This is a genomic window from Aurantimicrobium sp. (genome assembly GCF_036667855.1).
Classification (GTDB): domain Bacteria; phylum Actinomycetota; class Actinomycetes; order Actinomycetales; family Microbacteriaceae; genus Aurantimicrobium.
Genome location: NZ_JAVWTF010000022.1, coordinates 16,412 through 30,007 on the forward strand (window position 1 = coordinate 16,412; position 13,596 = coordinate 30,007).

Genomic DNA, 13,596 nt, shown 5'->3' on the forward strand with positions numbered 1-13,596 from the left:
CTCTCATGAAACGTCCTGTTGGGCCTGGAGGGGCAACTCCACCGCCCCGAGCGCCTCAATCGGCTGCGGCAACGCCTCGGCCTGTTCAGGCGTCCAAGGTCGCCAAGCCTGCAAAAGCCCCTCAGCCTGCAAAGGCACCCAAGCCACCCAAGCCCACGCGTGCGGAGCGTAAGGCCCAGAAAGCTTCACACCGTGCTGCAGCACAGGCTTCACAGCGAACTCGCGTGACTCCTGCTGCTCCGGCTCGAGTGGATGCAGTGGGCAGTCGGGTTCAAGGCATTCGTCGACCTGCTAGCGAGCCAGGGAAGCCTGTAACGCCAGTATTGACCGAAGAGCGTAAAGAACCTCGTCGTCCCGCTCGTCGCCTCACTAAGGCCCAGCAGGAAGCTGCTGAAGCCAAACGCAAACTCAAAGAGGCCGTCAAAGCCCGCAAAGCATTTGAACGTGATGAAGTGCGTCGATTCACAGCACATTTGCGTCGACGCAAGATCATCTGGGGATCCGTTGCCGGTTCTCTTGCTGCAATCATGATTTTTGTCAGCGTCGGAGTATTCACTCCGGTGCTGGCATTGCAAACCATTGCTGTCGAGGGCGCTACTCGCGTCCCGGCAGACCAGATCATGGCTGCTTTGCAGCCTCAGATTAACAAGCCACTTCCTTTGGTTGATATGGGTGCCGTTCGCAAAGCGGTTGAAGCACAACCACTCGTGAAGAGCTATTCCACTGTTGCGCTGCCACCACACACTCTCGTAATCAAGATCGTAGAACGCAGCCCGATTGGTTATCTCTCTGTCGATGGCAACTTGATCATGGTTGATCCTGCAGGCGTTGTTCTAGAGCAGTCCACAGAAAAAACTCCTGGAATTCCTGTCATCACCGTGGAAGGCGGCAGTGCTCAGTCCAAAGGATTCGTTGCGGCGGTTGATGTGATCAACTCTCTTCCCAGCGCGCTGGCAGGCCAGCTCGAAGAAGTCATTGCCAACACCACCGACGATGTGACTTTGGTCCTCACTGGCGGTGCTCGTGTGTTCTGGGGTGGTCCCGAAAACGCGGCCATGAAGAACCGCGTACTGTCTCAACTCTTGGCAGTGAACCCTGTGGGTTCCGTCAGCGAGTACGACGTCTCGTCGCCCAAAACAGCGGTCGTTCGTTAATTCATTCGCTGATCTGTCTTCTACGGGCGTGTCGCGCAGGGGAGTGGGATGCTTCGACCTACTCTCAAATCAAGAAATGCATACTGAGCATAACTTTAAGGTTCGACTTGAACTTTAGGGTTCTAGCGGAGGCCACATCGTGTCAATGAATCAGAATTACCTCGCCGTCATCAAGGTGGTCGGCGTCGGCGGTGGTGGCGTAAACGCTGTGAACCGCATGATTGAGCTTGGTCTCAAGGGTGTTGAATTCATCGCCGTCAACACTGACGCACAGGCTCTCCTCCTCAGTGAAGCAGACGTCAAGCTCGACATTGGCCGTGAGCTCACCCGTGGCCTCGGTGCTGGTGCTGACCCCGAAGTAGGCCGCAAGGCTGCAGAAGACCACGCAGAAGAGATCGAAGAAGCCCTCGCCGGTGCTGACATGGTCTTCGTCACCGCAGGTGAGGGTGGTGGAACCGGAACCGGTGCCGCTCCCGTCGTGGCAAAGATTGCCAAGTCCATCGGCGCACTCACCATAGGTGTTGTGACCAAGCCCTTCGGTTTCGAAGGTAAGCGTCGCGCAGCTCAGGCTGACACCGGTGTTGCTGCCCTTCGCGCCGAGGTTGACACTCTCATCGTTGTTCCCAACGACCGTCTTCTCGAAATCAGCGACCGCAGCATCTCCGTTCAGGAAGCTTTTGCAACTGCCGACCAGGTCCTCCTGGCTGGTGTTCAAGGAATTACAGACCTCATCACCACTCCTGGTCTGATCAACCTCGACTTCGCAGACGTGAAGTCGGTAATGCAGGGCGCTGGATCTGCCCTGATGGGAATCGGTTCCTCACGCGGTGCAGACCGCGCGATCAAGGCAGCCGAGCTGGCCGTAGCCTCACCCCTGCTTGAGGCCAGCATCGAAGGCGCCCGTGGCGTTCTTCTCTCCATTCAGGGTGGATCCAACCTTGGTCTCTTTGAGATCAATGACGCTGCTGCACTGGTCGGCGAAGCCGTTCACCCTGAGGCCAACATCATCTTTGGTGCTGTCATTGACGACACCCTGGGTGACGAAGTTCGCGTCACGGTTATCGCCGCTGGTTTTGATGGTGGCGAGCCCACGCACAAGCCCATGCCTCGCCGCGCATTCACCTCGACGGACACCGGTTCGGTACTCCCCGCAGGTGAGAGCATCTACTCCGAGACGGTGATCACCTCGACCACTGGTGTTTTCGCAGATGATGAGCTTGCAGCTGTGATGACCACGCCTGCGACCACCAGCCATGTCTCCGTCACTCCTTCCTACGTTGACGAGGATGACGACCTCGACATCCCCGACTTCCTCAAGTAAGTGAGCGCCTCCCTAGCCGAGCGTCTTTCGCTCGTACAGGAGGGAATCGCTGAGGCGGCCCGTAATGCAGGGCGCGACGTCAACGATCTCACCACGATTGTGGTGACCAAGTTCCACCCTGCTCAGCTCGTGCGAGATCTGTATGATCTCGGCGTGCGCAACGTGGGGGAGAACCGTCACCAAGAAGCCGAAGCCAAGGCAGCTGAGCTGTCTGAACTTGATCTCACCTGGCACTTCATTGGTCAGCTCCAGTCCAATAAGGCCCGCGCTGCCCGCAAATATGCCAGTGTGGTGCACTCGGTAGACCGCCCCAGCTTGGTGACCGCTTTGGGAAATGCTGCTTTCACCCCCGAGGGGGAGCCGGAAAACAACATTGTTGAGGTCTTGGATTGCTTTGTTCAGCTCAACTTGACCCAAGATCCTGCCCGTGGGGGTGTTCAACCCGCTGATGTGGTCGAACTCGCCGAGCTCGTTGCCGCGCAACCCAGCCTCAACTTGCTGGGCGTGATGGCGGTTGCGCCACTTGATGAAGAGCCTCGCGTTGCCTTTGCTCGTGTTCGTGCCGCATCGGAACGAGTTCAGACTGTGATCCCTTCAGCAACCTACATTTCTACCGGCATGTCCCATGACTATGCCGCTGCCATTTCTGAAGGCGCGACACACCTACGAATTGGCTCTGCAATCACGGGAAACAGACCTGTTTCCGGTTAATCTCAATTAGACGTTTTATTCCTGGAGGTACTCAATGTCCAACCCACTCAAGAAGACCATGGTCTATCTCGGTCTCGCTGACGAGGACACGAGCTACGACGCACCCGCATATGCTGCAGCACCTCAGGTTGCTCCCGTATCTGCTGGTCGTGCACAGGTAACCCCCCTTCGCCGTAACACCGCAAAGAACCAGGCAGCGAGCGACATGAACGAAATCGTCACCGTCCACCCCAAGCAGTACTCGGACGCAAAGGTAATTGCAGAAAACTTCCGTGAAGGCGTTCCCGTCATCATGAACCTCTCGCAGATGACCGAAACAGACGCTCGTCGTCTCATTGACTTCGCTTCTGGTCTGTCACAGGGTCTCTTTGGCAAGATCGAGCGCGTCACGAGCAAGGTATTCCTGCTCTCACCAGCACACGTTGCTGTTTCGGGCGATGCAGCTGCTGAGACCGCTGAAGTCGACACCACCTTCTTCGGAGAGTAAGCCGCTCGCCACTGTGTGGCTGCGTGCTGAAGGAAACTTATGTCTGTCGTAGGCATTCTCGGCGTAGTTCTTTACTACGCACTGTTGGTATTTGTCATTGCCATGTGGGCACGGCTCATCCTTGACTTCATTCGTGCGATGCGCCCGGGTTGGCGTCCGCCCAGCTTCCTGCTGGTAATCAGCGGTGTTGTTTATGGCATTACTGATCCGCCGATGAAGGCAGTTCGTCGATTCGTCAAGCCCATGAGCTTTGGTGCTATTGCACTTGATTTCGGCTGGACCGTGGTCATGTTGGCCGCAATTGTGGCGATGTATATCGCCGAATACCTGATGGTTCTTTAGTTAACCTCTGTAATTCTTCCTCAGGGGTTTCCGCACCACCCAACTCTTTTGGTAGCGTTAGGGACGTTGTCACTTAGACAACATATTTTTGTATCTCTCACTTGAGGATGGCTCGACATGGCTTTATTGCCAGAAGACGTAGTAAACAAGCGCTTTCAGCAGACTAAGTTCCGCGAAGGTTACGATCAGGACGAGGTCGATGACTTCCTGGACGAAATTGTTGTTGAGCTGCGTCGTCTCACCGCTGAGAACGATGAACTCAAGACCAAGCTTGAAGCTGCCGAGGCACGTCTAGAAGGCGGCGAGTCAGCAGCTCCTGCACGCCCTGTCTCCACCCCTGCACCTGCAGTAGTCGATGACACCAGTGCAACTGCTAGCGCAAATGATCTGCTAACTCTTGCCCGCCGTCTGCACGAAGAGCACGTTCGTGAAGGTGTTGAGAAGCGTGACGCTCTCATCGCTGAAGGTCACGAGACCGCTACTCGCCTTGTTTCTGAAGCAGAAGCAACCGCAAAGGCTCAGCTCTCCACCCTTGAAACTGAGAAGGCAACGCTGAAGAGGGCTATTGCTGAACTCAGTGGTTTTGAGAAGGAATACCGCGAAAAGCTTCGCTCCTACATTTCTAACCAGTTGGTCGAGCTTGATGAGCTCAATGTCACTGGTGACTCAGCCAAGAACTAACGTGGCGGTAAAACGGCCCGTGTGGGCTGTATTGATGCTTCTGGGCATCACTGCTGTCGTTGTCTACACCGCTGACCAGCTCAGCAAGTTGTGGGTCATGTCGACCCTCACTGAAGGTGTGAGCCAACCCATTCTGGGGGATTTCCTCCAGTTCTATTTCGTGCGTAATCCAGGTGCGGCATTCTCGCTTGCTTCTGGCACAACATGGGTGTTTTCCATCCTTGCTGCGGTGGTCACAGTCGTCATTATTGTGTTCGCGCGCAAGATCCGTTCCATCGCATGGGCAGTTGTGTTTGGACTGCTTCTAGGTGGCACACTCGGTAACCTCACGGACCGTTTGACCAAAGAAAACGGCGAGGGAGTCGTGCAGTTTGGAAATGGTCTGGTCATTGACTTCATTTCCACACCCTGGATGATGCCGGCAATTTATAACGTTGCTGATATCGCCATCGTCTCGAGCATGTGCTTACTGGTGTTGCTGACCTTGATGGGCGTCCACATCGATGGCACTCGCGAGCCACGAAAGTCTCGCTCTACTGGCTCTACAGACGCTGGTGCAACAGTGTTGCTGGGTGCCGCAGGCACGACCTCCAGCGTTCTCGGTGGTGGCGAATCAGTAGGCATTGATGGCACCGTCGATGGTGGTTCATTTGGAGATGGTGGCTCAGGTGGAAACTAGATCCACTCCCGTTCCAGATGGCCTTGATGGCGTTCGTGTTGACGCAGGTTTAGCCAGGCTGTTCGGTTTTTCCCGCACTCAAGCAGCAGAGATTGCCGAGGCTGGGGGAGTAGAGCAAAACGGTGTTGCCCTCGGTAAATCTGACAAACTCCGAGCTGAAGCTTTCTTGACGGTGTCCTGGGAAGAAAAGCGCGGTCCTGAGATTGTGCCCATGATGGTGCCCGATTTTGGCATCGTCTATGACGATGACGACTTCGTCGTCGTGGATAAGCCCGTGGGCATGGCAGCACACCCCGCAGCAAGCTGGGATGGCCCCACCGTCCTCGGTGCTCTTGCTGCTTCGGGATTCACCATTGCCACCTCAGGAGCTGCTGAGCGTGCAGGTATCGTGCACCGCCTCGATGTGGGCACATCCGGTCTCATGGTTGTGGCTAAGAGCGAGAAGGCCTACAGCGCACTCAAGCAGGCATTCCACGATCGTGAAGTCAACAAGATTTATCACGCCGTCGTTCAGGGACACCCGGACCCTCTGGCAGGCACTATTGATGCTCCTATTGGGCGTCACCCTCGTTCTGACTGGAAGTTTGCGGTCACTAACGACGGCAAGCATGCCGTCACTCACTACACAACACTCGAAGCGTTCCCTTTTGCTTCGCTCTTAGAAATCAAGCTTGAAACGGGTCGTACACACCAGATTCGTGTTCACATGGCTGCCCAACGCCACCCGTGTGTCGGAGATAGCCTTTATGGCGCAGACCCTTCACTCAGTGGACGTCTGGGCCTTTCGCGCCAGTGGCTCCATGCTCACAAACTTGGTTTCACTCACCCCGCCACGGGTGAATATGTGGAGTTCACGTCTGCCTATCCTGCAGATCTGCAACACGCACTCGACGTCCTCGCCGCGGGCTAACCTTCAACTCCTAGGCAAAGGTTTTGCCCTCAGGAGTTTATCGGCGTGTCGCATATGGCTAGTCTTGAACGACACGCCGTAACACGCCCCAGATATCAAGGAAGTGACTATGCCCGAGCAATCCCGCAACAAGCAGGAAGTGCTCATCGTCACCGGTATGTCTGGCGCTGGTCGTTCGACCGTGGGTAATGCCCTCGAAGACCTCGATTGGTATGTCGTCGACAACCTGCCCCCACAGATGCTGCGTCCTCTGGTTGAACTGGCAGATAAGGCTGGAGCTAACCTGCCCAAGATTGCTGCGGTGGTGGACGTCCGCGGCCGTGATTTCTTTGAGAACCTGCAAGAGATCATTCAGTCGATGACTTCCGAGACGGTCGTGCGCGTGCTGTTCTTAGACGCAACTGATGCTTCTCTGGTTCGTCGCTTTGAATCGGTTCGTCGCCCGCACCCCCTTCAAGGCGATGGCACCATCTTGGACGGCATCATTGCTGAACGCTCACGCATGACGGCACTGCGTGAAAGCAGTGACATCGTCGTGGACACGAGTGATCTCAACATTCACCAGCTCTCCACGTTGATTACCGAACAGTTCGCTCAGGAAGACACCGCAGGTGTTCGACTGAACCTGATGAGCTTTGGATTCAAATATGGAACCCCCACAGATGTAGACCTCATCGCCGATGGTCGCTTCTTGCCTAACCCGTTCTGGATTCCAGAACTGCGGGGGAGCACCGGCATGGACAAGGAAGTCTCGGACTATGTCCTGGGGCAGCCTGGGGCGATGGAGTTCGTCGAGAACTATGCCAAGGCACTTGAGCCTGTTCTGGCCGGTTACCAGCGAGAAAACAAGCGTCACGCCACGATTGCTATCGGTTGCACCGGCGGGAAGCACCGCTCGGTTGCGTTGACCGAGGAACTAGCAAAGCGTTTGGCAGAACTCCCGGGCGTCGTCGTGCGGGTCAAGCACAGAGATTTTGGTCGCGAATAGCGACTGCAACAACATCACTACTGAAGAAACAAAGAGGAATTTGGGGATATGGGTCTCACTGAGAACGTTAAACAAGAACTGATTACTGTCGGTGCTGGCAAGACCAGCGTGCGCACGGCAGAACTGGCCACCGTGCTGCGCTTTGCGGGTGGTCTGCACACCATCTCTGGCCGTATTGCTGTTGAAGCAGAACTAGACTCTCAGGAACTCGCCACCCGCGTGCGCAAGGATTTGGCTGAGATTTACGGTGTTCGCTCTGAAGGTCGTCTCTCACCCAACTCGGGTGGCAAGAACGCTCCCACTTTCCTCGCGCGGGTCCTCGACGGTGAAACGCTGGCTCGCCAGACGGGCCTCCTCGATGCTCGCCGTCGTCCCATCCGTGGCCTACCCAACAAGCTCACCACCGGCAACCTCGAGGACCTCTCGGCTATTTGGCGTGGTGCATTCTTGGCTGCAGGTTCACTGACCGACCCAGGTCGTTCTGCAGCACTGGAAATCGTCTGCCCCACCAACGAGGCCGCCATGGCACTCGTGGGGGCAGCAAACCGCCTCCAGTTCGCGGCAAAGGCTCGTGAAGTTCGCGGTGTTCACCGCGTTGTCATTCGTGAAGATGAGGCGATCTCTGCCGTGCTCACCATCATGGGTGCCACCGAAACCGTCAAGAACTGGGAAGAACTGCGTCAGCGCCGTGAAGTTCGTGCCACGGCAAACCGCTTGGTCAACTTCGATGACGCGAACCTGCGCCGCTCGGCACAGGCAGCAGTAGCTGCTTGTGCTCGTGTCGAGCGCGCACTCGAGCTTCTGGGTGACGACATTCCAGAACACCTGAAGTATGCAGGTGAGTTGCGCCTGAACTTCCGTGACGCCAGCCTGGACGAACTGGGACACCACGCTGATCCTCCGATGACCAAGGATGCCGTCGCCGGTCGTATTCGTCGCCTGCTTGCCATGGCAGACAAGCGCGCACAGGATCTCGGCGTTCCCGGCACCGAATCCGCTGTTCCCGACGATATTGACGCCTAAAACTTCACAAAAATAACTCAGCTTTTCGGCAATAAACTTGTTGTCGAGACGGTTACATCCAGTAAGACTCAACCGCACGTTCTAAGGAGAACAACCCGTGGCTAACTACACACTGCCCGAGCTCGACTACGACTACGCAGCACTTGCGCCTCACATCAGCGCAACCATCATGGAGCTGCACCACAGCAAGCACCACAAGGCGTATGTCGACGGCGCGAACACCGCACTCGAGAAGCTCGCCGAAGCACGTGAGAAGAACGACTTCGCCAACATCAACAAGCTCCAGAAGGACCTGGCATTCCACCTCGGTGGACACACCAACCACTCCATCTTCTGGAAGAACCTGACTCCTGGCACCGAAGAGCGCCCCACCGGCGAACTCGCTGCAGCAATCGATGAGTACTTCGGTTCCTTCGATGCGTTCAAGGCACAGTTCAACGCTGTTGCACTCGGTCTGCAGGGCTCCGGCTGGGCATTCCTGGCTTGGGATGCACTCGGCAAGAACCTCATCATTGAGCAGCTCTACGACCAGCAGGGCAACATTGCAGCAGGAACTATCCCTCTGCTCATGCTCGACATGTGGGAGCACGCCTTCTACCTGGACTACAAGAACGTGAAGGGTGACTACGTCACCGCCTTCTGGAACATCATCAACTGGGCTGATGTTTCGGCGCGTTTCGACGCTGCACGCAAGGGCGCATCCAGCGTCCTGCTATTCTCTTAGTAGTTGACAACGGGTGTCTCGAAACTTTTCGGGGCACCCGTTCCTACTGATTTTTCATCAACGTAATACCCTCCCTCCACCATCCCCACCACTGGAGCATTTCGCTCCCTAACATCACTTGGAGACGAAGTGACTGTCAAAGTTGGAATCAACGGTTTCGGCCGTATCGGACGTAACTACTTCCGTGCTGCACTCGCACAGGGCGCAGACATTGAAATTGTTGCCGTCAACGACCTCAGCGACACCAAGGTGCTCGCACACCTGCTGAAGTATGACTCGGTTACCGGTCGTCTGGACGCTGAAGTTTCACACGACGCCGAGAACATCATTGTCAACGGCAAGAAGATCAAGGTTCTCGCAGAGCGCGACCCTGCAGACCTCGGCTGGGGCAAGCTCGGCGTTGACGTCGTGATTGAGTCCACCGGTCGCTTCACCGACCGCGCGAACGCTGAAAAGCACATCGCAGCAGGAGCCAAGAAGGTTCTCATCTCTGCTCCTCCCACCGGTAATGACATTCCTACCTTCGTGATGGGTGTCAACAACGAGAAGTACGACGCAGCAAACGACCACGTCATCTCGAATGCCTCTTGCACCACCAACTGCCTCGCACCTCTGGTTCAGGTATTTGACAAGGAATTTGGCATCATCACCGGTCTGATGACCACTGTTCACGCGTACACCGCTGACCAGAACCTTCAGGATGGTCCTCACTCTGACCTGCGCCGCGCACGCGCTGCAGCGATCAACATCGTTCCTTCCTCCACCGGTGCTGCAAAGACCATCGGTAAGGTTCTGCCTGAGCTCAACGGCAAGCTCGACGGTTTCGCACTGCGCGTTCCCGTACCAACCGGTTCGATCACTGACCTCACCATCCAGGTGGAGAAGCCAGTTACCGAAGAGCAGGTCAAGGCTGCATTCAAGGCTGCTGCAGAGGGACACCTCAAGGGCATCCTCAAGTACACCGAAGACGAGATCGTTTCGAGCGACATCGTGACCGACCCACACTCGTCGATCTTCGATGCTGGTCTGCTGCGTGTTCTGGGCAACCAGGTCAAGATCTCCAGCTGGTACGACAACGAGTGGGGTTACTCCAACCGTCTCGTCGACCTGACTGAGTACGTCGGCGAACAGCTCTAAAGAAAGTAATTCAATATGGCACTTCGCACCCTTTCCTCACTCGGTTCGCTTGCTGGCAAGCGCGTTTTGGTCCGCTGTGACCTCAACGTCCCGCTCAAGGATGGTGTGATTACTGACGACGGACGTATTCGTGCGTCGCTGCCAACATTGAACGCTTTGCTCGATCAGGGCGCCCGTGTCGTGGTGATGAGCCACCTCGGGCGTCCTGACGGAGCGCCCGAGGCTAAGTACAGCCTCAAACCTGCCGCCATTCGCCTCGGCGAATTGCTCGGCAAGCCCGTTGCCTTCGCCACCGACACCGTCGGTGACTCTGCAACGAACACCGTCTCTGCTCTGGCTGATGGCCAGATTGCTGTCCTGGAGAACCTGCGTTTCAACCCAGGTGAGACATCCAAGGACGAAGCTGAGCGTGGCGCATTCGCTGCTCAGCTTGCCGAGCTCGGTGACGTGCTCGTCTCTGACGGCTTCGGTGTTGTTCACCGTAAGCAGGCTTCGGTCTATGACCTGGCCAAGCTGGTTCCCAGCGCAGCAGGTCTGCTCATCGAGACTGAACTCGATGTTTTGGACCGCCTCACTGAAAATCCTGAGCGCCCCTACACGGTCGTTCTTGGCGGTTCCAAGGTTTCCGACAAGCTCGGTGTCATTTCTCACTTGCTTCCTCGTGTGGACACGATCCTGGTTGGCGGTGGCATGGTCTTCACCTTCCTCGCAGCTCAGGGCTACAAGGTCGGTGCCAGCCTGCTCGAGGTTGATCAGCTCGACACTGTCCGCGGGTACATCGCAGATGCCGAAGCGCGCGGCGTGAAGATTATTCTTCCCACCGACATCGTGATGGCCAGCAAGTTTGGTGCTGATGCAGAGCACGTTGTTGCTCCAGCAGATGCGCTCGAAGACACCGCATTCGGTGCAACCGGTATGGGTCTCGACATTGGACCCGAGACCGGTAAGGCATTCGCCGAGCAGATCAAGGCCTCCAAGACCGTGTTCTGGAACGGCCCTGCAGGTGTATTTGAAATTCCCGCCTTCGCTGAAGGCACTCGCGCCATCGCTCAGGCACTGACTGAGGTCGACGGCCTCAGCGTTGTCGGCGGCGGTGACTCAGCTGCTGCTGTGCGCATTCTTGGTTTCGCAGATGACCAGTTCGGTCACATTTCAACCGGTGGTGGAGCTAGCCTCGAATTCCTCGAGGGTAAGCGTCTACCTGGCCTGGAGGTCCTCGGATGGTAAACACTCGTACCCCGCTCATCGCGGGTAACTGGAAGATGAACCTGGATCACCTCCAGGCGATTGCTTTCGTTCAGAAGCTGGCATGGACCCTCAAGGACGCCGGACACAAGTACACCGACGTTGAAGTTTCGGTCTTCCCACCCTTCACCGACATTCGTTCAGTGCAAAACCTGGTTGAAGCAGACAAGCTCGAGCTCGCCTATGGTGCGCAGGACGTGTCTATGCACGACTCCGGTGCCTACACCGGTGAGATTCCTGGTGGCTTCCTCAAGGCCCTGGGTTGCTCGTACGTGATCATTGGTCACTCCGAGCGTCGTCAGTACCACGGCGAGAACGACGAGATCGTGGGCAACAAGGTCAAGGCAGCTCTCAAGCACGGTGTTGTTCCTGTTCTCTGTGTTGGTGAAACCGAAGCGGAACTCGAAGAGTTCGGTCCCTCCGCTGTTCCTGTTGCGCAGCTCAAGAAGGCACTCGAGGGCGTCTCTCAGGACGCAGAGATCGTTATTGCCTACGAGCCTGTCTGGGCTATTGGTACCGGCAAGGTTGCTACCGAAGAGCAGGCAGAAGCAGTGTGTGCTGCTATTCGCGTGGCACTCGGCGAAGTTCTCGGCGACGCTGCTGCACAGCGCACGCGCATTCTCTACGGTGGTTCGGTCAAGGCCAACAACATCGCTGGTTTCATGCGTCAGCCCAACATCGACGGTGCTCTCGTCGGTGGTGCCAGCCTCGACGTTGCAGAGTTCTCGAGCATCGCTCGTTTCCAGAAGCACGTTATCTAGTCGGGTAGACTGTAGCTATGGAAATTCTTCAGATTGTTCTGCAGGTGCTGCTCGGCATCACGAGCCTGCTCCTCACCCTGCTGATCCTCCTTCACAAGGGTCGCGGTGGTGGCGTCTCCGACATGTTCGGTGGCGGCATGAGCTCTACTCTGGGTTCCTCTGGTGTGGCTGAGCGTAACCTCAACCGCATCACCATCATTTTGGGTCTGGTCTGGATTGTCTGCATCATCCTGCTTGGCCTCATCACTAAGTTCCAAGGAGCATAACTATGGCATCCGGCGGAAGTGCAATCCGTGGCTCGCGCGTTGGCGCGGGACCCATGGGTGAACAAGATCACGGTATTCACGCAGAACGTATTGCCATCTCATACTGGGATGCTCTCGGTAACGAGACAGTACGTTACTTCGCAGCAAACCTGCCTGAGGAAGAAATTCCTGAGATCATCGACTGCCCACAGTCTGGTCTTCCTGCAGGTCGCGATAAGGCAAACCCACCTGAGCTAGCCAAGCTTGAGCCATACAAGACTCACCTTGCTTACGTGAAGGAACGTCGCACCGAAGAAGAGGCTGAGCAGATTCTCGAAGACGCTCTCCACCAGCTCCGCGTTCGCCGCGGAACAGTGAAGCCCACCAAGTAACTTTCATATAGCCCCTGAGAAATCAGGGGCTATATTTTTCTTTTCCTTGAACCCAGGAATGCAAATGTCTGATCTTGAACTCCCTATTGCAGGTTTACTGTTCGATAACGATGGTGTTCTGGTTGATAGTCATGGTGCAGCTGTTGATGCATGGAGCCGTTGGTCTGCGACATTTGCTCCCGATTTCGACTGGAGTGATCGTTCCAACGCCGGTATTCGCGCCGAAGATATGGTGCGCAGACACGTGTCTGAAGATCGCTATGACGAAGCGGTCGAATACATTCACCAGCTGGAACAAGACTCAGCACACATGACCCACGCGCTTCCTGGCGCCGTTGAGCTCCTTACCTCGTTGACGCCCGGGATGTGGACGGTCTGCACCTCAGCCAACCCTCGATTGGGTGCAGCACGTCTGCGTGCTGCGGGGCTTCCTGTTCCTGCCGAGTTGGTGTCTTCAGAGGATGTGGAGCGTGGCAAGCCACACCCTGATCCTTATCTGCGCGGAGCGCAGAACTTAGGACTTGAACCAGGGGAGTGCATCGTCTTTGAGGATGCTGCTGCAGGTATTCAGGCAGGGCTCTCTGCTGGTGCATCCCGGGTGATTGGCGTTACCCAGGTTGCCTTGGATACTGACGTGGAGATTGTCGTGAAAAGCCTGGCGGGCCTGAGCTATCGCGACGGTGCACTCCACATTCCTGCTTCCAGCAGGCTGCGCTAACTAGTTGTACTGCCCAGGCAGGTTGGTTGAGTAAATGTGACGACTCGCTGTAGTCGTTAAACGTGAGTGAGTACCTCC

At 56.4% G+C, this 13,596-nt stretch carries 17 protein-coding genes; all 17 read left to right on the forward strand.

Annotation, left to right across the window (positions count from 1 at the left end; translation table 11 throughout):
• Nucleotides 1-5: 5 nt before the first annotated feature.
• Nucleotides 6-1,154 (forward strand): FtsQ-type POTRA domain-containing protein, encoded by a 1,149-nt coding sequence (locus tag RR877_RS06010; protein WP_332551044.1) that lies wholly within the window; start codon nt 6-8, stop codon nt 1,152-1,154.
• Between the two features lie 139 nt (nt 1,155-1,293).
• Nucleotides 1,294-2,475 (forward strand): cell division protein FtsZ, encoded by a 1,182-nt coding sequence (ftsZ, locus tag RR877_RS06015; RefSeq protein WP_277494462.1) that lies wholly within the window; start codon nt 1,294-1,296, stop codon nt 2,473-2,475.
• Nucleotides 2,476-3,186, forward strand: coding sequence for a YggS family pyridoxal phosphate-dependent enzyme (locus RR877_RS06020; protein WP_110233122.1), 711 nt, complete (start codon nt 2,476-2,478; stop codon nt 3,184-3,186).
• A gap of 34 nt (nt 3,187-3,220) precedes the next feature.
• On the forward strand, nt 3,221-3,673 hold the full coding sequence (gene sepF / locus RR877_RS06025; protein ID WP_110233123.1) for a cell division protein SepF: 453 nt from the start codon (nt 3,221-3,223) through the stop codon (nt 3,671-3,673).
• Between the two features lie 39 nt (nt 3,674-3,712).
• Nucleotides 3,713-4,015 carry a YggT family protein gene (locus tag RR877_RS06030; protein ID WP_277494464.1) on the forward strand — a complete coding sequence of 101 codons (303 nt, stop codon included), beginning with the start codon at nt 3,713-3,715 and terminating at the stop codon, nt 4,013-4,015.
• A 117-nt stretch (nt 4,016-4,132) separates the two neighbouring features.
• Nucleotides 4,133-4,696, forward strand: a complete 564-nt coding sequence (locus RR877_RS06035; protein WP_110233125.1) for a DivIVA domain-containing protein — start codon at nt 4,133-4,135, stop codon at nt 4,694-4,696.
• A 1-nt stretch (nt 4,697) separates the two neighbouring features.
• Nucleotides 4,698-5,375 carry a signal peptidase II gene (lspA, locus tag RR877_RS06040; protein ID WP_280796039.1) on the forward strand — a complete coding sequence of 226 codons (678 nt, stop codon included), beginning with the start codon at nt 4,698-4,700 and terminating at the stop codon, nt 5,373-5,375.
• Nucleotides 5,365-6,285: an RluA family pseudouridine synthase gene (locus RR877_RS06045; protein ID WP_332551043.1), complete on the forward strand. Its 921-nt coding sequence runs from the start codon at nt 5,365-5,367 to the stop codon at nt 6,283-6,285. The genes lspA and RR877_RS06045 overlap by 11 nt, the downstream gene beginning before the upstream one ends.
• A 109-nt stretch (nt 6,286-6,394) precedes the next feature.
• Complete coding sequence (gene rapZ / locus RR877_RS06050) at nt 6,395-7,273, forward strand: RNase adapter RapZ (protein ID WP_332551042.1); 879 nt, start codon at nt 6,395-6,397, stop codon at nt 7,271-7,273.
• Between the two features lie 48 nt (nt 7,274-7,321).
• Nucleotides 7,322-8,296 carry a DNA-binding protein WhiA gene (gene whiA, locus RR877_RS06055; RefSeq protein ID WP_332551041.1) on the forward strand — a complete coding sequence of 325 codons (975 nt, stop codon included), beginning with the start codon at nt 7,322-7,324 and terminating at the stop codon, nt 8,294-8,296.
• A gap of 97 nt (nt 8,297-8,393) precedes the next feature.
• Nucleotides 8,394-9,020, forward strand: coding sequence for a superoxide dismutase (locus RR877_RS06060; RefSeq protein WP_280796036.1), 627 nt, complete (start codon nt 8,394-8,396; stop codon nt 9,018-9,020).
• 129 nt (nt 9,021-9,149) lie between these two features.
• Nucleotides 9,150-10,157, forward strand: a complete 1,008-nt coding sequence (gene gap / locus RR877_RS06065) for a type I glyceraldehyde-3-phosphate dehydrogenase (protein WP_332551040.1) — start codon at nt 9,150-9,152, stop codon at nt 10,155-10,157.
• Between the two features lie 15 nt (nt 10,158-10,172).
• Nucleotides 10,173-11,384 carry a phosphoglycerate kinase gene (locus RR877_RS06070; protein WP_332551039.1) on the forward strand — a complete coding sequence of 404 codons (1,212 nt, stop codon included), beginning with the start codon at nt 10,173-10,175 and terminating at the stop codon, nt 11,382-11,384.
• Complete coding sequence (gene tpiA / locus RR877_RS06075) at nt 11,378-12,163, forward strand: triose-phosphate isomerase (protein ID WP_280796033.1); 786 nt, start codon at nt 11,378-11,380, stop codon at nt 12,161-12,163. The genes RR877_RS06070 and tpiA overlap by 7 nt, the downstream gene beginning before the upstream one ends.
• A 17-nt stretch (nt 12,164-12,180) precedes the next feature.
• Complete coding sequence (secG, locus tag RR877_RS06080) at nt 12,181-12,429, forward strand: preprotein translocase subunit SecG (protein WP_110233132.1); 249 nt, start codon at nt 12,181-12,183, stop codon at nt 12,427-12,429.
• 2 nt (nt 12,430-12,431) lie between these two features.
• Nucleotides 12,432-12,800, forward strand: a complete 369-nt coding sequence (locus RR877_RS06085) for an RNA polymerase-binding protein RbpA (protein WP_110233133.1) — start codon at nt 12,432-12,434, stop codon at nt 12,798-12,800.
• Nucleotides 12,801-12,864: 64 nt separating this feature from the next.
• Nucleotides 12,865-13,518 carry an HAD-IA family hydrolase gene (locus RR877_RS06090; RefSeq protein ID WP_332551038.1) on the forward strand — a complete coding sequence of 218 codons (654 nt, stop codon included), beginning with the start codon at nt 12,865-12,867 and terminating at the stop codon, nt 13,516-13,518.
• Nucleotides 13,519-13,596: the final 78 nt, after the last annotated feature.

Excerpts from the sequence above, each read along its gene's own strand:
- RR877_RS06030 (WP_277494464.1), top strand. The coding sequence starts at position 3,713 with ATGTCTGTCGTAGGCATTCTCGGCGTAGTTCTTTACTACGCACTGTTG.
- RR877_RS06085 (WP_110233133.1), top strand. The coding sequence starts at position 12,432 with ATGGCATCCGGCGGAAGTGCAATCCGTGGCTCGCGCGTTGGCGCGGGA.
- RR877_RS06035 (WP_110233125.1), top strand. The coding sequence starts at position 4,133 with ATGGCTTTATTGCCAGAAGACGTAGTAAACAAGCGCTTTCAGCAGACT.
- tpiA (WP_280796033.1), top strand. The coding sequence starts at position 11,378 with ATGGTAAACACTCGTACCCCGCTCATCGCGGGTAACTGGAAGATGAAC.
- secG (WP_110233132.1), top strand. The coding sequence starts at position 12,181 with ATGGAAATTCTTCAGATTGTTCTGCAGGTGCTGCTCGGCATCACGAGC.
- whiA (WP_332551041.1), top strand. The coding sequence starts at position 7,322 with ATGGGTCTCACTGAGAACGTTAAACAAGAACTGATTACTGTCGGTGCT.
- rapZ (WP_332551042.1), top strand. The coding sequence starts at position 6,395 with ATGCCCGAGCAATCCCGCAACAAGCAGGAAGTGCTCATCGTCACCGGT.
- RR877_RS06070 (WP_332551039.1), top strand. The coding sequence starts at position 10,173 with ATGGCACTTCGCACCCTTTCCTCACTCGGTTCGCTTGCTGGCAAGCGC.
- sepF (WP_110233123.1), top strand. The coding sequence starts at position 3,221 with ATGTCCAACCCACTCAAGAAGACCATGGTCTATCTCGGTCTCGCTGAC.
- RR877_RS06090 (WP_332551038.1), top strand. The coding sequence starts at position 12,865 with ATGTCTGATCTTGAACTCCCTATTGCAGGTTTACTGTTCGATAACGAT.
- RR877_RS06010 (WP_332551044.1), top strand. The coding sequence starts at position 6 with ATGAAACGTCCTGTTGGGCCTGGAGGGGCAACTCCACCGCCCCGAGCG.